Annotated in this window: 17 protein-coding genes; 3 read left to right on the top strand and 14 right to left on the bottom strand. The window is 64.8% G+C overall.

From position 1 onward, the window contains the following. The first annotated feature begins 11 nt into the window (after nucleotides 1-11). Nucleotides 12-920 carry an alpha/beta hydrolase gene (locus LSG43_RS15920; protein WP_231806031.1) on the top strand — a complete coding sequence of 303 codons (909 nt, stop codon included), beginning with the start codon at nucleotides 12-14 and terminating at the stop codon, nucleotides 918-920. Here the strand turns inward: LSG43_RS15920 and LSG43_RS15915 are convergent. The 7 genes from LSG43_RS15915 to bglB form a co-directional block, all read right to left on the bottom strand. Beyond that, the gene (locus LSG43_RS15915; RefSeq protein ID WP_231806029.1) at nucleotides 917-2,005 is read right to left on the bottom strand and encodes an ABC transporter ATP-binding protein; all 1,089 of its coding nucleotides are present in this window, start codon (nucleotides 2,003-2,005) and stop codon (nucleotides 917-919) included. The two genes, LSG43_RS15920 and LSG43_RS15915, sit on opposite strands and share 4 nt — an antisense overlap. Before the next feature lie 10 nt (nucleotides 2,006-2,015). After that, a complete protein-coding gene (locus LSG43_RS15910) occupies nucleotides 2,016-3,068 on the bottom strand; it encodes a carbohydrate ABC transporter permease (RefSeq protein ID WP_231806027.1) in 1,053 nt (350 codons plus the stop codon). Next, the gene (locus tag LSG43_RS15905; RefSeq protein ID WP_231806025.1) at nucleotides 3,065-4,087 is read right to left on the bottom strand and encodes a carbohydrate ABC transporter permease; all 1,023 of its coding nucleotides are present in this window, start codon (nucleotides 4,085-4,087) and stop codon (nucleotides 3,065-3,067) included. The genes LSG43_RS15910 and LSG43_RS15905 overlap by 4 nt, the downstream gene beginning before the upstream one ends. Nucleotides 4,088-4,107: 20 nt before the next feature. After that, entirely contained in the window at nucleotides 4,108-5,367 is a 1,260-nt protein-coding gene (locus tag LSG43_RS15900) for an ABC transporter substrate-binding protein (protein WP_231806023.1), read from the bottom strand. Nucleotides 5,368-5,449: 82 nt separating this feature from the next. Then, nucleotides 5,450-7,954, bottom strand: coding sequence for a hypothetical protein (locus tag LSG43_RS15895; protein WP_231806021.1), 2,505 nt, complete (start codon nucleotides 7,952-7,954; stop codon nucleotides 5,450-5,452). Next, entirely contained in the window at nucleotides 7,954-8,790 is an 837-nt protein-coding gene (kduI, locus tag LSG43_RS15890; RefSeq protein WP_231806019.1) for a 5-dehydro-4-deoxy-D-glucuronate isomerase, read from the bottom strand. The genes LSG43_RS15895 and kduI overlap by 1 nt, the downstream gene beginning before the upstream one ends. Continuing rightward, a complete protein-coding gene (gene bglB, locus LSG43_RS15885; RefSeq protein ID WP_231806017.1) occupies nucleotides 8,787-9,887 on the bottom strand; it encodes a beta-galactosidase BglB in 1,101 nt (366 codons plus the stop codon). The genes kduI and bglB overlap by 4 nt, the downstream gene beginning before the upstream one ends. 111 nt (nucleotides 9,888-9,998) lie before the next feature. On the opposite strand from bglB, the gene LSG43_RS15880 reads away from it, so the two are divergent. Together LSG43_RS15880 and iolG are read left to right on the top strand one after the other, a co-directional pair. Next, entirely contained in the window at nucleotides 9,999-11,042 is a 1,044-nt protein-coding gene (locus LSG43_RS15880) for a LacI family DNA-binding transcriptional regulator (protein WP_255714648.1), read from the top strand. 77 nt (nucleotides 11,043-11,119) lie between these two features. Then, entirely contained in the window at nucleotides 11,120-12,112 is a 993-nt protein-coding gene (iolG, locus tag LSG43_RS15875) for an inositol 2-dehydrogenase (RefSeq protein WP_231806013.1), read from the top strand. A 4-nt stretch (nucleotides 12,113-12,116) separates the two neighbouring features. On the opposite strand, the gene LSG43_RS15870 is transcribed toward iolG, so the two are convergent. The 7 genes from LSG43_RS15870 to LSG43_RS15840 form a co-directional block, all read right to left on the bottom strand. Further along, a complete protein-coding gene (locus LSG43_RS15870; RefSeq protein WP_231806011.1) occupies nucleotides 12,117-12,998 on the bottom strand; it encodes an N-acetylmuramic acid 6-phosphate etherase in 882 nt (293 codons plus the stop codon). Next, a complete protein-coding gene (locus LSG43_RS15865; protein ID WP_231806009.1) occupies nucleotides 12,995-13,912 on the bottom strand; it encodes an N-acetylglucosamine kinase in 918 nt (305 codons plus the stop codon). Before LSG43_RS15865 ends, LSG43_RS15870 begins: the two co-directional genes overlap by 4 nt. Beyond that, the gene (locus tag LSG43_RS15860) at nucleotides 13,909-14,577 is read right to left on the bottom strand and encodes an N-acetylmannosamine-6-phosphate 2-epimerase (protein ID WP_231806007.1); all 669 of its coding nucleotides are present in this window, start codon (nucleotides 14,575-14,577) and stop codon (nucleotides 13,909-13,911) included. Before LSG43_RS15860 ends, LSG43_RS15865 begins: the two co-directional genes overlap by 4 nt. Beyond that, nucleotides 14,577-15,446, bottom strand: a complete 870-nt coding sequence (locus LSG43_RS15855; RefSeq protein WP_231806005.1) for a carbohydrate ABC transporter permease — start codon at nucleotides 15,444-15,446, stop codon at nucleotides 14,577-14,579. Before LSG43_RS15855 ends, LSG43_RS15860 begins: the two co-directional genes overlap by 1 nt. Then, nucleotides 15,443-16,363: a carbohydrate ABC transporter permease gene (locus tag LSG43_RS15850; protein WP_231806003.1), complete on the bottom strand. Its 921-nt coding sequence runs from the start codon at nucleotides 16,361-16,363 to the stop codon at nucleotides 15,443-15,445. The genes LSG43_RS15855 and LSG43_RS15850 overlap by 4 nt, the downstream gene beginning before the upstream one ends. Before the next feature lie 108 nt (nucleotides 16,364-16,471). Further along, nucleotides 16,472-17,710, bottom strand: a complete 1,239-nt coding sequence (locus LSG43_RS15845; RefSeq protein WP_231806001.1) for an extracellular solute-binding protein — start codon at nucleotides 17,708-17,710, stop codon at nucleotides 16,472-16,474. Nucleotides 17,711-17,749: 39 nt separating this feature from the next. After that, nucleotides 17,750-18,811 (bottom strand): ABC transporter ATP-binding protein, encoded by a 1,062-nt coding sequence (locus LSG43_RS15840; protein WP_231805999.1) that lies wholly within the window; start codon nucleotides 18,809-18,811, stop codon nucleotides 17,750-17,752. Nucleotides 18,812-18,917 lie beyond the last annotated feature (106 nt).

Genomic DNA, 18,917 nt, shown 5'->3' with positions numbered 1-18,917 from the left:
AACTGCGCTCCATGAGTTTGGATTTTTCACTCGCCGGCAAACTGGCAACGGCCTTCGAGGCGTCGCAACACCCGCTCGCATTCCGCGAGGCCAGCGTTTCGGTCTCGGGCGGGGTCGCGACCGAGGCGCTTGCGTTCGAGACCGCCTCCGGGGAGGCGGTGAGGGGAATTCTGACGCGGCCGGAAGTGCAGGTTAGCGGTGGCGCGCCGGCCATCCTTTACGTGCACGCACATGGCGGGAATTACGCCATCGGTGCCGACGAGCTGCTTGCGGGCCGGCCGGCCCTGCGGGGACCGTTGGGGGTAACGCTTGCCGAGGCGGGATACGTCAGCCTTTGCATCGATCTGCCGTGCTTTGGAGCCCGGCGGGGTCACATCGAGAGCGCTGCGGCCAAGGCCGCGCTCTGGCATGGCAGGTCGCTCGCCGGGCAGATGATGGGGGAGCTCTCTTCGGCGCTCGACTATCTTGCCGGACGGGACGATGTCGATGCCGAAAGGATCGGCGCCTTCGGGATTTCCATGGGCGCGACGTTTGCCTATTGGCTCGCGGCGATCGATCCGCGGATCGCTTGCGTGGCGCATCTTTGCTGCTACGCGGATTTCGAAACGCTGATCGCGCTCGGGGTGCACGATCTTCATGGCATCTATCTCACCGTGCCGGGGCTGCTCGCGCTTGCGGGCAATGGCGAGATCGCCGGGCTCATCGCGCCGCGGCCGCAGTTGGTGGGGATCGGGGATACCGATCCCCTGACGCCACCCGGGGCCGTCGATCTTGCGCTTGAGCAGACACGGGAGGCTTATCGTGCCGCCGGGGCAGAGGATGCGCTCGAACTGGTGCGCAGCGCGCGGACGGGGCACGTCGAAACGCCCCGGATGCGCGATGCGGTGCTCGCGTTTTTCGCGCGCCATTTGCGTCCCTAATTGCCCTGGAGCCGGAGCCCCGTCTCGTCGAAGGCGTGGAGGTTTTCCGGATCGAGGCCGAGGGTGATCCTGTCGCCGGCGTTGAACGGCCGCTGTCCCTGGAGCACGGCGAGCACCGGATCGCCATTGCCGGCGGTGGTGTGAACGACGGTTTCCGAGCCCAGCGCCTCGACGAGGTTCACTTCGACCTCGACGCCGTCCTCGTTCTCACGGGCGAGGCGCAGGTGCTGGGGACGAATGCCCAGGGTGATCGGCTGGTCGGCCCTGACCGCGGCGGCGTTGGCGCGCACCGCCTGGCGGCTTTCCCCCAGAACGTCGGCGAAAAAGCCCTCGCCGCCGGGTTCTTCGACCTTGGCGGGGAGGAAATTCATGTTGGGCGCGCCGATGAAGCCGGCAACGAAGCGGTTGGCGGGCTTGTTATAAAGTTCGAGCGGGGCGCCGACCTGCTCGATGCGGCCGTCGCGCAGCACGACGATGCGGTCGGCCAGGGTCATGGCCTCGATCTGGTCGTGAGTGACGTAAATCATCGTGGTCTTGAGGCGTTTATGGAGCGCGGCGAGTTCGGCGCGCATGGAAACGCGCAATTCGGCGTCGAGGTTGGACAGCGGCTCGTCGAGGAGGAAGGCGACGGGGTTGCGCACGATGGCGCGGCCGATGGCGACGCGCTGGCGCTGACCGCCCGAGAGCTGGCCGGGGCGGCGGTCGAGATAGGGCCCGATTTCGAGCATGCGCGCGGCCTCGGTGATCCGCTCCTCGATCTCGGCTTTCGGCATGCGGGAGTTTTCCAGTCCGAACGCGAGGTTCTGTTTGACGCTCATATGAGGATAGAGCGCATAGGACTGAAAGACCATTGCAAGGCCGCGATCGGCGGCGGGGGTCCTGGTGACGTCGGCGTTGTCGATGCGGATGTCGCCGAGGGTGGGGGTGTCGAGCCCGGCGATCAGGCGCAGCAGCGTGGACTTGCCGCAACCTGACGGACCTACGAACACGGCGAATTCGCCGTCCTTGATGTCCAGGTCGATATTGCGCAGCACTTGGACCGCGCCGAAGGATTTGCCCACACCAGTGAGGGTAATCTGGCTCACGGATTGACTCCTATTTCAGTCCGGCGCCGGCGATGCCGGTAGTGATGAAGCGCTGGAGGAAGACGAACACGAGCACGACGGGGATCATGGTAACGACCGTCATCGCGAGGATGAAATGCCACTGGACGTTGAGTTCCCCCGCATAAACGTTGAGCCCGACCTGAAGCGTATAGAGCTCCTTGCGCGAGAGAACGATCAGCGGCCAGAGGAAATCGTTCCAACGCCAGACGACCGAGAAGATCGCGAGCACGGCCAGCGCGGGAGCGGTCAGCGGCAGGATGATGCGCCAATAGATCTGCCATTCGGACGCCTTGTCCATGCGCGCGGCATCGATCAATTCGTCTGGGATGGTCAGCATGTATTGGCGCAGGAGGAAAACGCCGGTGGGTGTTGCGACCGTCGGCAATATGACGCCCCAGAGCGAATTGAAGAGCCCGAGCGCCGAGACCACCGAATAAAGCGGCACGAGGATGACCGAAAGCGGCACCATCAGGGTGGCGAGGATCAGGAACATCACGAGGTTGCGCCCGGTGAACTTGTATTTCGAGAGCGCGAAGGCGGCCATGGAGTTGACCACGAGCGTGATGATCGTCGCCATCACGGTGACGAAGACGGAGTTGTAGAGGTATTGCAGAAAGTCGAAATGGACGAAGGGTTCGGTGTAATTGTCTATTTCGAAGGAGAGCTCGCGCACCGGGCTGCGGTCGTTGATATTGACGGGTACGGGCTCGCCGGGGTCGTTAGGGTCGATCATCTGGGCGACGAGCCCGATGCGGCGCGCTTCGGCGAGGATGGCGGTGCTGCCGTCCTCGAGCGTCACCTCGAAGAGCGGGAGCGGCTCGTCATACCCTTCGACCGTCACCTCTTCGGTGGCGTAGGGCAGGATCGTGGGCGGGAACTCGGCAAGGCCTGCGGGGGTCTTGAAGGACGATCCCACGAGCCACACCGCCGGGCCGAACATGATGACGAGCCCGCCGATCAACCACACCCAGGTGACGATGTCGGTCCAGTGCCAGCCCTTGCCGCCGCGCCGGCGGGTGAGGAACGTCATGACGCGGGTCATTTTGCGGCCTCCTTGGGGTCCTTGCGGCGGCCGACGCCGAGCTGGATGAGGGTGAGAACGACGAGGACCGCGCCCATCAGGATCGATGCGGCTGCCGCGAGCCCGGGATTGCGCAGGACAGATGCGAAGCCGATCTCATAGATGTACTGGGTGATGAAGAGCGTGCTGGTGCCCGGTCCGCCGCCGGTCAGAACGAAGACCTCGTCGAAGATCTGGACGGCGCGGATGAGTGCGAGGACGAGGACAACGAGGAGGTTGGGGCCCAGGAGCGGCAGCGTGATGCGCCAGAAGACGCGGGCCGGGCGCGTGCCGTCCATTTCGGCGGCCTCGTAAAGATCCTTGGGGATGGCCTGGAGGCCGGCGAGGAGGATCAGCGCGTAAAATCCCATATGCGCCCAGATCGATACTCCGACCGCGGCGACGAAGGCCCAGAAGCGGTCGGTGAGCCAGACCGTCGGTTCGATACCGAACTGGAAGAGGATGTAGTTTAAAAGCCCTTGCCGCTGCAGGATCCAGCGCCAGATAAGCCCGACGACCACGGGGGAAAGCAGCACGGGGAAGAAGAACACGGCGCGCCAGAAGCTGCGGGCGCGCAGGCTCTTGTTGAGCACAAGCGCGGTCGTCAGCGCCAGAACGATCATCAGCCCGACCTGCACGACGACGAAGATGGCCGTGTTGCGGACCGCGATCCAGAACTGGTCTTCGGTGCAGGTTATGGGCCGCGAATAGTCCGAGCAGGTCAGGAGCCGGCCATATTGGTCGCCTCCGACAAAAACGCGGTCGGGCAAAAACAGCGCGCCGCCGCCGGTCATCGAATAGGCGAAGTTGATGACCATGGGCACGAGGATGAAAATGCCGAAAATGAGCATGTTCGGCGCGAGGAAAAAGGCCGCCATGCCGTTGAAGCCGGCTTTTTTCTGAAGCCAGCGCAAGGGGGGATCAATGATACCGGCGGCCCATTTGACCGACGCCGCGAGGGCGGCGCCGGTCTTGTCGCCAATGTCGCTGATTGCGGACATTGCGGTTCTCTTTCTCAGCCTTACATGCTCTGGGTTGCGACGACGTCGGCGATATCGGCGTCCATCGCCTCATACGCCTCATCGAGCGTCAGTTCGCCCGCGATCACCTGGCTTACGCGGTTGACGAGGGCGCCGTAATAGGCCGAGGACCACTGCCAGCCCGGAAGTTCGAGCGCGTGCGGCGCCGTGGCCTTGGACGCCTCGACGAAGGCGTTGAGCGCGTCGGCGACGAGGGGGTTGTCGGTCTGGTAGTCGAGGCCACCTTCGATGACACCCTTGTGGGCAGGCAGAAACAGCGTGCGTTCGGAGAACTCGCGCACGACGTCTTCGCTCGCAAGGTAATCCATCACCATCGCGACTTCTTCGGGGTTCTGGGTGTATTTGACCGCCACCAGGCCGGCGCCGCCGGGCATGCCGGTGCAGGCGTCACTGCCGCAGGGGCTGCCGGTCGCGACCCAGTCGAAGTTATCGCCAATGGTTTCGGCGAAGTTGGGGATCTGCCAGGAGCCCGAATAGTAGTAGACGAGCTGGGCGTTGATGAAGTCCTCGGCTGCGGCGCGATAGGTGGTGCCGGCGGCTGAGACCCAGACGTCCTGCGCCATCACGCCGTCATTGTTCCAGCCGACGAACTTTTCGACGAACGCCTTGACGCCGTCACCGATCGGGGCGGGCATGCCGTCCTCGCCGATATAGTTGGCGCCGAAGGAGATGTTGGGGCCGGTGAGGCGGTGGCCGGAGCGGTCGAGCGCGGCGGTCATCGGCACCTGCTGGTTGGCGGCGACTTCGGAGGCCGCGGCCATCCAGTCGTCCCAGCTCGCGTCGGGGCCAGGCAGTTCGACGCCGGCCTGATCGAACAGCGTCTTGTTGGCGAACCCGCCGGTCAGCGTGATCTGGGTCATGAAACCGGTGATCGCGTCCGAACCGTCCGGGCGCATCCAGTCGGCCTGGTCGCCGAAATTGGCCCGCCAGTATTCCGGATCCTCGAGATAGGGCGTCAGGTCCAGCCAGTGATCGGCCTGGGATTTCAAATCGGTGACGCGGGCGATATCGGGGCCCTGTCCGGCCTCGAGCTGGATCGGCAATTGCTCGGTGATCACGGTGTAGGCGACATTGTCCAGAATGACGTTGATGTCGGGGTGTTCTTCCATGAACCGGTCGAGCAGTTCGCCGAGCACCTCGCCTTCGACGCCGTCTGAATACCAGAGCACCCGGACATCGCCGGCCTGAACCGCGGTCGTGCCCAAAAGCCCGATCGCAAGGGCAGCACAAAGTTTCTTCATCGTCTCCTCCAAATTGACCCAGAGTGGGTTCGGTTGTGCGGCGGGCGTCCCTCTTGGTGGGGTTTGCGCCTGCCGCAGAAGCTTATGACGCTGCGCTTCCGAGCGCCAAGCGTTCGCCTTTGACGGTCCACGTCCTGGGGTCGAGCACACGCCCCTCGGCGGCAACGCGGCCGTCGGCAAAGAATTGGACGTCGCCATATTCGGGATCGTCAATGCGCAGCGTTCCATCCGCGTCCTCGCGGATTGTGAGGCCCGCGAAACGCTCGGCGAGCGCTTCGGGACGCGCGCCAGCGGCGGTGCGGACGATCCAGGTGGTTTGCTCGCCGGTCTGGCGCAGCTCGTTGCCCGCCGTCGGGCCGTCGGCGACGGGTACGAGCGGTTCGGATCCGATCAGGACGATGGCGCCGTCGCCAGACGTCGCGACCGCGCGGTTACCTTCGATCGCCGTTGCGTCGAACACCTGCTGCGGGAACCAGGCATGGGTGAAGCCCGGCTGGCTCTCATGGATCGCGAAATGCACGATGGCCAGGCCGCGATATTGCTGGACGCGGGGCAGGGTGCCGCAGCCGCCCCAGTATGACGGGCGGCCGAAGCCCGAGTGGATCACTTCGCCGGGGTGGTTGATCCAGACCTGGGCGTCCGGGTTGGTGCCGAGGCGGGCGTGCAGGACGGTTTCCTGATAGCCCCATTCGTTCCAGCGGTAGGCGGCCGCGGACCCGAGCGCGAAGCCGCTGGTCTTATAGTGATAGAGCGCGGCGAAGCGGTCCTGGCCCTGGGCGAAACACCATTCCTGGGCTTGTCCCTCGGGCAGGCTCGCGCGGGTGGCGAACTCTGCGGGAATTTCGAGGCCGTGATCGCGCAGGCACAGCGCGAGCTGCGGCAAGGCGTGGAAGCGGCGGCCGAAATGGCCGCGGCCCCAGAGCAGGCGCGCGATGCCGGAGAGTTCCAGTGAACGTCCGGCGCGCAGAGTATGTTCGTAAGAGCGGCCCTGTGCGCCTGTAAGGACGCCGTGATGGGCGGAGTTGGCGACCATTTCGACGAGCCGCAGGATGGCTTGGCGCGCACGCTCGCGGACGTCGCGGTCCGGTGCGAGCGCGAAGAGCGCGGTCAGACCCTTGAGGTCGATTGGGAAATAGGGGGCGGAGTTGAATTCCGCCATTTCCCAGGCCTCGAAATGGTCGAGCCAGGCGCGGACGCGCGCAAGGCCGGTTGCCGATTGCTCGGCACCGAGACGCCCCGAGCGGACAAAACGCGCGTCCTTGAGCAGATTGCCGGCGAGATAGGCGGCGGTGTGGAAGAGGAGCGCGTGGTTTTCCGAGAAATACCACTGCACGTCGTTGCCCGGCTCGTCCATCCAGTAGCGGTAATTGAGGATCGCCTTGTCGATGCGCGCGCGGAGGCCGTCCGAAAGCGCGCCGGCGAAGCCGATGCGGGACCAGAGCAGCGGGACGAGGATGAAGTCGGCGCAATCGTGGCAGTCCTCGATCGCGGGAAGCGACCGGGCGATCATCGCTTCGGTCTCGGCGGCGGGCGCGCCGCTTGCGAGGCGTGCGAGGGCGGTGACGGTATCGGGCTCGCCTTGCGCCGCGACGGTTTCAAGCGCGGCGGCGATGCGCGCGTCGAGGGCTTGGGGCGCCTCGCCCTGCGCGTCGGCATTGCAGATTTCGACGCCGAAAACGCGGCCGGCAGTGAAGCCGCCGGCGGTGAGGCTCACGTGGAAATGGCGGAAATCGGAGGGGAGGTCGGTGGCCGGAGCAACCGCGATACGGCGTGCGCCGGCGGGAATTTCGGCGCTCCAGTCCATGCGCTCGGTCGACATGAAGTCCCCCTCGATACGGATATCCGCCCTTGCTGCAAAGGGGAGCGGTTTATCGGTCTCGAGGGCGACTTCGCCGGCGGTATAGGCGGGCTTTTCAAAGCGCATGGAGGTCAGCATCGCCTCAATGGCTTCGGCGACCGCGCCATCGGTGGCGGTCGGCAGGCGCAGGGTGGCCCCGGGGCCGTCGAGATAATCGAGCTGGAAATAGTATCGCGCGTCGCGTTCGGCGAGGTCGTCGAAATAGAGCGAGATGGTGTTTTCGCCCGCTTCGAGCGCCACCTCGAACTCGGCCTGTGCTTCGAGGTTGCGCGAATAGGGGGCCATCCAGCCCGCTTCGGCGCCGTTGATAAAGAGCACCGCGCCGCCGCAGGTGCCCAGGCGCAATCTCGCCGCGCCGGGTTCGGCGACGTGAATCACGGTCTGCGCGAATGTCGAAAGTATTGTTGGGCGGAACCAGAAGCCCGAAAGATCGACGCGGGGCGATCCGAAGGGCAGCCAGGTGCGCGCGGGGGCGAAGGTTCCCGATACGCGCGGGTGCGTGTCGCGGCGCTCGGCAGCAAACCGGGTGCGGCAAGGGTATTCGTGGGGGATGAAGTTCTTGTGCTTGGTGACGAAAAAGAACGGGTCCATCTCGCCCGACATGGGCTGGTCGGGCACGTCGTAGCGCTCCTCGGCGGTCACGCCGAGCCGCCAATAGGTCAGCGGCGCGCCCTTTTCGAGCGGGCGTTCGAGAAAGCCTTCTTTTATGTCCTTGACGGTATCGAGCATTACCGCAACTCCGAAACGGGGACGGGATCGACGTCGGTATAGGCCTGGTTTTCCCCGGTCATGCCCCAGACAAAACCGTAGGGTCCGGTGCCGGCGCCCATGTGGATCGACCAGGCCGGTGAGAGCACCACGTCAAGATCGGCAGCGATGAGATTGCGCGTTTCGTCAGGCCGGCCCATGATGTGGACGACCCGGTCCTCGGGAGCGAGGTCGAAATAGCAATAAGCTTCCATGCGACGCTCGTGCAGGTGCGGCGGCATCGTGTTCCAGATGCTGCCGGGCGCCGGGTCGGTGATGCCCATCAGAAGAAGACACGAGGGAGCGACCTCGGGATGGATATACATCGCGAGCCGGCGCTTGTTGGAGCGCGCTTCCTCGCCCAATTCGAGCGGCTTGGCCTCGGCCTTGGTGATGAGGCGGTGGGGAATGTCCGTCCTGGCTGGGACCGAGTTCATGTAGAACCTCGCCGGGTTCGCCGCGTCCTCGCTCGACAGCCGCACCTCTTTGGCGCCGCGGCCGATATAGAGAATGTCGCGGTTGCCGAGCGCGAAGGCTTGCCCATCGACGGTGATATTGCCCGGCGCGCCGAGATTGGCGATGCCCATTTCGCGGGCGTCGAAGAAATATGGGGTGCCGACATCGGCGCCGTCGCCGAACACCAGATCGCCTCCTGTGGGCACGGCTCCACCGATCACCATCCTGTCGATATGGGTATAGGTGAAGGCGATCGCGCCGGGCGTGAAGAGGTCTTCGACGAGGAATTCGGCGCGCAGCCGTTCGGTGTCGAAAGTCTTGATGTCGTTCGGCGAGACGCCGTATCGGACGTTCATCGTCATGCGACCTGCGCTCCGTTTTCGATGTGTTCGAGGGCTTCGACGAGGCAGAGGATGGCGAGGGCCTGGCCGTAGCCGGTGGGCTGGATGGGGATGTCTTTATAGAACTGAAGGTCGTGGCCCATCCGCGTACCGTAGGAGACGTTGAGGACGGTGCCATCGGTGTCGATATTGGCGAGAACCGCCGAGAGCGCCTTGAGCCCGGCTTCTTTCCATGCCGGCGTGCCGATGCCCTGGCGGGACGCTTTCAAAAGCGCATAACCGAACCCGGCAGTGGCAGAAATCTCCTCGTAGGAGGAGGCGTCATCGAGCAGGGTGCGCCACGCGCCGGAGCCGGTCTGAAGCGGCAGGAGCGCCTCGACCTGGCTTTCGAGAACGCCGACGAGGAATTTTTCGACCGCGGGGGGCAGCGGGGTCAGCTCGATCAGGTCGAGGATGGCGGCGGTGATCCAGGCATTGCCGCGGGCCCAGCGCGCCCGGGCGAAATTGTGCCGTCCCTCGAAGGTCCAGCCGTGGAACCAGAGGCCGGTTTCGGGATCGGAAAGGTAGCGGCTGTGGACGAGGAACTGGCGGATGGCCTCCTGTACGAGCTCCTGGCGGCCCGAGGCGGCGCCGAAGGTCGCGAGGAACAGGCCGACCATATAGATGGTGTCGTCCCAAAGTTCGCCCGCGTTGATCTTGTCGGAGACGTTGTGCTCGAACGCACCTTCCTTTGTGCGCGGAAGCTCTTTCATGACCTTGTCGGCCCAGGCGTTGAGCACGGGGGTCCAGCGTTCATCGCGGGTTTCGCGCCAGAGCAGCGAAAGCGCCAGCATGGGGGCGGTGGTGTTGACATTGAGCGGGGGCAGACCCTCGGCGATGCGGGCGGCGTACCAGTCTTCAAGGAGCGCACGGACATTGGCGTCGCCACCGTGGAGCCAGAGGCGGGCGAGGCCGTAAAGTCCGACGCCCTGCGGCCACTCCCATGACTGGAAGCTGATGTAGTCGCCCGCCGAGCCGTCGAGATTGGGCTCGTCGAAGCGGCCGTCGTGCCGCAACTGCGTGGTGCCCGCAACGAGCTTGTCGAGCTGCTGGCGCAGCCGCGCACCGTCAACCGTCATGTTTCCTCCCATGGGTGCCGTTTCCACCCTTCGGCAGGCATCATGACGATCAGTTATTGATTGCGCAATCTGAAAATTTTTTGCAGTTTGGGCGGGTGCAAATCGCGGGAGATGCGCGTGGAGAAGACTGATAAACGGGGAAAGATCAGCCGGCGGGTGCGGCTGGTGGATCTTGCAAAGCGGTGCGAGGTGTCGGTCAGCACGGTGTCACGGGCCCTCGCGCACGAAAAAGGCGTGCGGCCGGAAATCCGCGAACGGGTGCTCGAGGCGGCGCGGGAATACAACTACGCCATGCCCGGTGCGGTGGCCGGGCAGAAGGTCATCATCGCGGCGAGCAGCGCGGCGATGATCGACTATGTGCGCAACCAGTTCACCGCGCACGTCCTCGAAGGCGTGCGCGAGCGCGCGGCGGTGTTGGGGCTGGAAGTCGTCACCCGGCCGGTTTCGAGCGCCGACGAGGAGCGGATGCTGCTCGAGGAGGCGCTAGAGGATGAGGCGATTGCCGGGCTCTTGTTCCTGACGCTCGATGACGAGGAGATGCTGGCGCCCACACGGGATTTCGCCAAGCCCGTTGTGCTTGTCAATGGCGACGATCCGTTCATGCGGCTTTCGAGCGTCGCGCCGTGCAACCGGGCGGCGGCGGCGATGGGCACGGAATATCTGCGGCGGCTGGGGCACGAGCGGATCCTGTTTCTCATGCGGCGGGGGCGGCGCACGATCGAGCGGCGGTTCGAGGGCTGGCGCGATGCGATGGGTCCGGATGCCGAGCTTGCCGAGCTTGTGGTTGAAGTGGACGACTGGCTGCCCGAACTGGCCGCCGAGGCCATCGCGGCGCGGCTCGACAGGCAAGGGCTCGATTTTTCCGCCGTGCTCGCGGCGGGCGACAGCCTTGCGGTGGGAGCGGCGATGGGGCTCTCCTCGCGCGGCGTCGCGGTGCCGGAGGCGGTCTCGGTGATGGGGATGGACGACCTGCCGCAGGCGGCGTTTCATACCCCGCCGCTGACGACGATCCACATCCCCATGCGCGAGATCGGGGCGGCGGCGCTCGATCTTCTGCGCGATCAGATGGTAGGCTTTTCCGCGCCGGCGCGGCGAATCGAGCTTGCATGCGGGCTTGTCGAGCGCGCTTCGGTGGGGCGGCCAGCAGGCGCGTAAAATCCGCTTGCTGTCTCAGGCAATTTTGGAATAGGCGTTCTGCGAGGACTTTATTCGAAACAGAAAGGCTATCTGGAATGCTGCGCGTTGGTCTCTTGGGCGCGGGCCGTATCGGTCAGGTGCACGCAAAAAACATCCATCTCGACGCGCGCAGCACGCTGGTCGCCGTGTCGGATTTCGTTCCCGATGCCGCGGGTGCGCTGGCGGGGCGCTACGACGCCGCGGTGCGGACGACAGAGGAGATCATCGCCGACGATACGATCGACGCGGTCCTGATCGCGACGTCGACCGATACCCATGCCGATCTCATCGAAAAGGCCGCTGCCGCGGGCAAGGCGGTGCTGTGCGAAAAGCCGATCGATCTGAGTTTGGAGCGGGCACTTGCGTGCCAGGCGGCGACGCGCGATGCAAAACGACCGATCATGCTGGGCTTCAACCGCCGGTTCGATCCCAATTTCAAGGCACTCAAGGCGGGGTTCGACGCCGGTGAGATCGGCAAGGGCGAACTTCTGGCCGTAACCTCATTCGACCCGGCCCCGCCGCCGCCGAGCTATGTGAAGGTCTCGGGCGGGCTATTCCGCGACATGGCGATCCACGATTTCGACGTTGCGTGCTGGATTTTCGGCGCGGTGCCCGAGCGGGTTTCGGCGGTGGGGGCGAGCCTAGTCGACCCGGAGATCGGCGCGCTGGGCGACGTCGATACCGCTGTGACGACGCTTCATTTCGCCGACGGGCGCATCGCAGTCATCAAGAACAGCCGCCGCGCGGCCTATGGCTACGACCAGCGGGTCGAGCTTCTGGGGTCCGAGGGGCTGCTGGCGGTCGGCAATGTCAACGAAACGACGGTTGCGCGCGCGTTGGCGGCTGGGGTCATCGGCGCCAGGCCCGAGCATTTTTTCCTCGAACGTTATGCGCGCGCCTATGTCGCCGAGTGGTCGGGCTTCGTCGCTGCCGCGCTCGGGGAGGCCGAGGTGCCGGTTTCAGTGACCGACGGCGTCAATGCGCTGGCCATTGCCGAGGCGGCGGCGGCTTCGGTTAAATCCGGCGCTGCGGTTGCGGTGACGGGCTGACCTGTCAGCCTTCCATCGCGCGGCGCAGATTGCCTTTGGCGGCATCGAGCCGTGCCTGGGCCGCGTTGCGGTCGAGCGATCTGGCGAGCATCAGGCTTGCGAGCTTGATCGAGCCGTCGGCTGTTTCGAGCGTGGCGCGGGCGGCGTCGGCGTCCGTTTGCGCGATCTGGGCGACCATGCGCACGGCGCGTTCGCGCAGTTTGGCGTTGGTTGCACGCATTTCGACCATCAGGCCGCGATAGACGAAGCCGAGCTTCATCATCACGCCGGTCGAGATGCAGTTGAGCGCGGCCTTTTGCGCCGTGCCGGCCTTCATGCGCGTCGACCCGGCGAGGAATTCGGGACCGGTATCGAGCAGGATGGGCAGTTCGCAGACCGCGCCGATCCGGCCTTCGGGATTGTTGTAGATACCGACGGTGAGCGCGCCTTTTTCGCGCGCATGAACAAGACCGGCGATGGCGAAAGGGGTGCGCCCGGAGGCGGCGATGCCGAGGACGACGTCCAGGTCATTTACGCCCAGCCTTTCGAGGGCGTCGACGGCCTGTTGCTCGCTGTCCTCGGCGCCCTCGGCGGCCTGGGTGAAGGCACTGTCGCCCCCTGCCATCAGCGAGACGGCGCGTTCGTAGGGCCAGGAGAAGGTGGGGGGCAGCTCGGAGGCGTCCTGGGTGGCGATCCGGCCCGACGTGCCGGCGCCGAGATAGATGAGCCGCCCACCGGCTTCGAGACGCTGGGCCGCCCGGTCGATCACCTCGGCGATGGCTGCGCGCGCCGATTGCACCGCCGCGATGGCGGAGAACTGGCCTTCGACGATGCCCTCGACGATTTCGGTCGACGACCAGTCCTCGATGGTGGCGTAGCGGCGCGAGGCGGTTTCGGTGCTCGTCATGAGGCTTTGTCCTGGTCGTTTTGCGCCCGCTGGCGGGCGATGTCGGCAGCCGCGCCGGCGGCGTCGGCTTTGGGGAAGGTGACGTCGAAGTCCGCAAGCGCATCGCGGAGTGCGGGCTTGATGGTCTGATTGAGCGAAAGCACGCCGCCGACAAAAGCGATGGGCAGATGCGCGGTGCGGCCCACAAGCGCGCGGCCGAGCCGTGCGAGCTCCTGCGCGGCGTCCGCGAGAATGCCGGCGGCGATGGGGTCGCCCCTGTCGGCAGCGCGGGCGACGGGCACCGCAAGGGCGCCGATCCTGCCGCGGTCGCCGGCGTAGACATAGGCGCGGACGTCATCCCAGCTCTGGCCGCCGATGGCATCGAAAAGCTCCTCGGCGAGGACGCTGGCTTCCGCCGCGTCGCCGGTCGTGTCGATGCGCCGGTAGACGGCGTTGAGTGCTCTTAAGGCGATCCACGCGCCCGATCCGCCGTCGTCGATCAGGATGCCGCGCCCGCCGACGCGTACGGTGCGGCCGTCCGCGGTGATGTGCAAACCGATCGAGCCGGTGCCGGCCGAAACGATGTGGCCGGTGCCGGGTTCGAAGACCGCGCGGAAGGCGAGTTCCATATCGTCGGACACATCGACCGTGCCGGGTGAAACGCCGAAGGCCGCGCCGATGATGTCCCGGGCGTCGGGATAAGCCATGGGTCCGAGGCCGGTCACGCCGGCGAACGCGCGCGCGATCGGCGTGCGGCCGGCGATGCCGGCGATTTGTCCGATCGTTGCGGCAAAATCGGCGCGGGCCTTGGGGTTGAACAGATGCCCGGTGGCGCCACGCGCTTCCCCACGCGCGACGATGGTGCCGTCGGGGCCCGCGACGGCCCAGCGCGAGGCCATGCCGCCGATGTCGATGCCAAGATAGTGTGAAGTCATTGGGCTATCCGCTGCGCGAAGGCCCGCGTGATCTCGCGCGGGTTGGTGATCATCGTACCCACGACAACCGCGTGGGCGCCCGCGTCAAGGGCCGCGCGGGCGAGTTCGGGCGTGTTGTAGCGTCCCTCGGCGATAACCGGCACAGAAACCTTCCGGGCCAGCGCCTCGATAAGGGTCAAATCGGGCGTTTCCGGCCTGGGCCGGGTCCCGGTATAGCCCGAAAGCGTTGAGGCAACGTAGTCGGCGCCCATCTGCTCGGCGGCGAGGCCCTCCTCGAGCGTCGAGATGTCCGCGAAAACGGGCAGGCCGAGCTCGGCTTTTATGCGCGCGACGAGGGTTGCGGCAGGCTCGCCATCGCGCGGGCGGGGGGTGCAATCGAGCGCGATGATGTCCGCCCCGGCCTCGGCCAGGGCGACTGCGCTTTCAAAGCTGGGGGTGATGTAGACGGGAAACCGCTCGGAAAAGACCTTGTTGATGCCGATGACGGGCAGGCCGGCGCCGGCGACCGCGGTGATGTCGGCGGGGCCGTTGGCGCGAATGGCGCATGCGCCACCCTGGGCGGCGGCGAGCGCCATGGCGCCCATGAAGGCCGGGCCGTGCAGGGGATTGTCGGTGCGCGCCTGGCACGAGACGATCAGGCCGCCCTTGGGGAGTTCGCCGCGCATTATTTGAGCGCCCCGGAGGTCATGCCGTTGATGAACTGGCGCGAAAGGATGACGTAAACCACGGTGATCGGCGCTGCGGCCAATGTCAGGCCGGCGAACATCACTCCCCAATCGGTGGTGTATTCGCCCATGAAGGATGTGAGGCCCTGCGGCAGGGTTTTGAGCGCGTCGTTCTGGATGAAGACGAGGGGGAAGAAGAAGTCGTTCCAGATCGGCACAAGGTTGTGGATCGCGGATATGATCATTGCCGGCCGGGTCAGGGGCAGCATGACCGACCACATAATGCGAAGTTCGCTTGCGCCGTCCATACGCGCAGCGTCCTCCAATTCGCGCGGCAGCGAGCGGATGAAGCCGGTCATGATGAAGACCGTCGAGGGCAGGCCCATCGCGACATAGACGGCGATCAGCGCCCAATAGGAATTGAGTATGCCGAGGTCACGGAAGAGTATGAAGAGCGGGATGATCGCGAGTTTCAGGGGCAGGGTGAGCCCCGCGATGAAAAACAACAGCAGGAAGCTTGCGCCGAAGAACTCATATCGCGCGATGGCGTAGGCGGCCATCGTGCCCAGCACCAGGATCAGAAGCAGCGAGAAGCCCGTGACGAAAACCGAATTGAAGAGGTAGCGGACGAAATTGGTCTGGGTCCAGACGTCGATGTAGTTCGAAAGGTTCGCGAAATCGGGGACCGCGAAGGGGTTGTTGAAGATCTCCATGTTGGACTTGAAGCCCGAGAAGACCATGATGACGACCGGGAACAGCATCAGGACGGTGTTCGCTATCAGGATGACCTGAAGGAGCCCGTCGCGGCCGAGCGTGCTCAATATGCCCTTGTTGTCGTAGGTCATCGCCTTGGCGGATGTCGCGGTCATAGCTGGATCTCCCGCTTGCGCAGCCGCACGGTCCAGAAGGCGGCGACGATGGCGATGAAGAGGAAGGTGATGACGGCGAGCGCCGATCCGCGGCCGAAATCCTGGACGCCGGCGGACTGGTTGCCGAAGGCGGTTCTGTAGAAATAGAGCCCCAGGACGTCGGTCGAGCCGAAGGGCGAGCCGTCGAGCCCGACCATGATGTAGGGCAATTCGAACCAGTTGAACGAGCCGATGAACAAGAGGATGAAGACCACCGTCGCGCTCGGGGCGACGAGCGGCCAGACGATCTTTTTGATCACGACCCATTCGCTATCGGTTTCCATGCGCGCAGCATCGAGGATTTCGCCGGGAATGCGCTGCATGCCTGCGAGGAAGACGAGGGTCGGGAAGCCCACCCAGGCCCAGGCGTTGACGAAAATAAGCGATGCGAGCGCGGTCGAGGACTGCCCGAGCCAGGGCTGGGCGAGAAAGTCGAGGCCGAGCCCGCGAAAGATCTGGTTCACCGGGCCGAAGAGCGGGTGGAAGAAGAGCTTCCAGAGAAAGCCGATGATGACGGTCGAGAGCACCACCGGCAGGAACACCGCGACGCGGTGGAAGGCGGCGCCGGGCAGTTCGCGCCAGAGGGCATAGGCGAGGATGAAGCCGAAGCCGTTCTGAATGACCATTAGCGAGAAGAAGACGATCACGTTGTGGACGAACGCATTGCGCGTCCAGGTCGCAAACGGTTCGGTAAAGAGCACTTCGTGGAAATTGGCGAGCCCGACGAAATCGCCACGCTGAAGGCCCTGCCAGTCATAAAAGGCATAGGCGAGGGCCGAAAGGATCGGATAGGCGACGAAGGTCACCATGACCGCGAGCGGCGGTACGATCAGGGCGGTGATCCAGAGACCTCGTCCGGTGAGGCGCAATCGCGGCATGGGCTTCCCTTGCTCGGTTCTCAAACCAGCTTATCGCGGCGGCCCGAGAAAGGCTGCCGGGGTAAGCGGGGGATGGTCCGGGCGCGAGGCCCGGACCGAATGGTGCGTCTAGTTCTGGAACGGCTCGTAATAGGTGGCGATGCCGTCGGTGACGGCCTGGGCCGCGGCTTCCGGCGTCGTTTCGCCCGCGAGCATGCGTTGGACTTCGGCCTGCAGCAGCACCGAGCCCGAGGGTTCCTCGTAGCGGAAATGCACGAGCATGATGTAGGGGATCGAGTTTTCGTTGAGCTCGGCCACTTCCTGGAGCAGTTCGCTTTCAAACTCGACGCCCGGGATCGGCGAGATGTTGCCCAACTCGTTGGCGAACATGTTGCCGAATTCGGGGGTCGTCAAAAAGCTCAGGAAGGTCTGGACCGCTTCGGGGTGCTCGGTGTCGGCATTACCGGCATAACCACCGTCGAAGAAGAGCCCCACTAGGTGCTCGTCGCCCTCTTCGGCCACGGGAGCCGGGAAAACGCCGAGGTTGAGGTCAGGGTTCTGGCCCAGGAAATTGGCGATCTCGAACGAACCGCCAGCGAACATGCCCGCCATCCCTGAGGCAAAGAGCTGCTGGGAGGAGGCGTAGTCGAGACCGACGAAGCCATCGGGGAAATATTGCGAGGCTTCCTGGACCGCTTCGAGCGCTTCGACGAAACGCGGGTCGGTGAAGTCGGTCTCTCCGGCGACGAGGTCGTTGTAGAAGTCCTTGCCGATGATCGACGAACCGAGAGCCGAAACGATGGTCTCGTTCTGCCATGCCGTCGCCGTGCCGTTGGCGAAGGCGAACATGCCGGCGTCCTCGATTGTCTGGCTAACAGCCATCAGATCGTCCCAGGTCGAGGGTTCCTCGATCCCGAGCTCATCGAAGATGTCCTTGTTGTAGATCACCAGCATGGTCTGGGAGGCGAAGGGGACGGCGTAGACCTGACCGTCCGAACTCAGCGTTTCGGCCGCGAGCGCGGCTTCAGGCAGAGAACCGAGGCCGGGGACCGTTTCCTCGGTCAGGGGCATCAGATAGCCGCCAGCGGCGACGGTTTCGAAGGCGCCGTGGGCGCGCACCATCATCACGTCCGGGCCGGAATCGCCGGCCAGCGCGGTCGAGAGAATGGTGTTGTAGTTCTGCGCTTCGAACGGCTCGAAGGTGACGTTGATGTCGGGGTGCTGTTCCTCGAACGCGGCAATGATCTGTTCGTATTGCTCGCGGTCTTCCTGGCGCCAGCTCCAGAAGCTGATGTCCTGGGCGAAGGCCGGAGCGGCGACCGCCAAGGCGGTGAGACCGATGGTGGCCCGTAACATGAGTTTGGTCATATTCCTCTCCTTTGTAGGGTCGTCTTTCACCAGCGCGGGCTAGAGGCGGGCTCCGCTCGCGCTGTCGAAATAGTGCAGCGCCTCGGCCCGCGGCATGACGGTGATGCGGGCGTTGGCGGGGTAGTAGGTCTTGGGCGCGGCCCTGACGCTCACGAGCGTGCCGTCGGCGAGGCGCGCATAAACGTAGGCGTCGTTCCCGAGGTATTCGGTGTAGACGACGTCGGCGCCAAAGCCTTCGGGCGCGTCGCCCTCGGCGATGTCGAGCGCGTCGGGGCGCATGCCGACGGTTACCGTTTCGCCTGCGCCATCGGGGGCGCTTCCGGTCACGCTGCCACCATTCGGAATTGACAGTTTGCCGTTTGCGGTACGTGCCTCGAGCAGTGTCATTTTGGGCGAGCCGATGAAGGTCGCAACAAAGGTGTTGGCGGGGCTTTCGTAAAGCTCGTGCGGGGTGCCGACCTGCTCGATGCGGCCTTCGTTCATGACGACGATCTTGTCGGCGAGGGTCATCGCCTCGATTTGGTCGTGCGTGACGTAGATCATGGTGCCGCCGATGTCCTGGTGGAGCTTGGCGATTTCGAGCCGGACCTCCGAACGCAGGGCCGCGTCGAGGTTGGAGAGCGGTTCGTCGAGGAGGAAGACCTGCGGCTTACGGACGAGCGCGCGGGCGATGGCGACGCGCTGGCGCTGGCCGCCCGAGAGCTCGCGTGGCTTGCGCTTCAAAAGCGGTTCGAGCTGCAGCATTTTCGCCGCCTCGCCGATGCGCTTGTCGATCTCGGGCTTGTCCAAACCCATCAGGCGAATGCCGAACGCCATGTTTTCGTAAACGTCCATATGCGGATAGAGCGCATAGGACTGAAAGACCATGGAGATGCCGCGCTTGGAGGGCGGGACGGTGTTCATCAGCTTCTCGTTGAGCCGGAAGCTGCCTTCGGTGATCGGGTCGAGCCCGGCGATCAGGCGCAGCAGCGTGGACTTGCCGCAGCCCGAGGGGCCCACGAAAACGACGAACTCCCTGTCGCCGATTTCAAGATCGATTCCGTGCAGGACTTCGGTCTCTTTGAACCGCTTCTTGACGCCCTTCAGCGAAAGCCTGGCCATCGTCTCCTGTCACTCCTCGCTTCAAGTCCATTTAAAGACCAATATAAGACCACTATACCTTTGCGCAATCCAAGCGGTCTGTAAACCCGTTTCCGTGCGGATTGCG

The organism is Pelagibacterium xiamenense (assembly GCF_021166475.1).
Classification (GTDB): Bacteria; Pseudomonadota; Alphaproteobacteria; order Rhizobiales; family Devosiaceae; genus Pelagibacterium; species Pelagibacterium xiamenense.
Note: the sequence above shows the minus strand (reverse complement) of the source record. Positions and strands in the feature narration are given on the sequence as shown.